Raw genomic sequence first — 443 nt, 5'->3', positions numbered from 1 at the left:
CTACGCCATCAGACCTTCTTCTCGCTTGCCGAGCTAAACCAGTGCATCCGGGCTTTGTTGAATGAGCTCAACGAGCGCCCGTTCAAGCAGCTGCCCGGTAACCGACGCGAGGCGTTTGAGCAGTTGGACCGCCCGGCACTGGGGTCACTACCGGTGCATCCCTATCGCTATGTCGCCATCAAAACGGTCAAGGTCAACATCGACTATCACGTCAGCTATGAGCAGCACCATTACTCGGTGCCGCACCAGTATGTGGGTCAGCAACTGGAGCTCCATGCGGGCGATACCCTGCTTCAGGTCTATCACCAGCAACAGCTGGTCGCGAGCCATCCGCGTAAAACCATCCCGGGGATGAGCACACTCCCTGAGCACATGCCGGAACGTCACAGCAAGCAGCAACGCTGGACGCCAGGGCGTCTTAAGCAGTGGGCTGCCGACATCGG

At 59.1% G+C, this 443-nt stretch carries 1 pseudogene; it reads left to right on the top strand.

Annotated elements, in window-relative coordinates:
* Positions 1-443, top strand: a pseudogene (locus MUW49_RS21510) (IS21 family transposase); the annotation flags it as partial.

The sequence above is a fragment of the Aeromonas sp. LsrichE-8G genome (genome assembly GCF_022869435.1).
Lineage (GTDB): Bacteria > Pseudomonadota > Gammaproteobacteria > Enterobacterales > Aeromonadaceae > Aeromonas > Aeromonas caviae.
The sequence above is the reverse complement of the archived record's forward strand: the minus strand, read 5'-3'. Positions and strand labels throughout refer to the sequence as shown.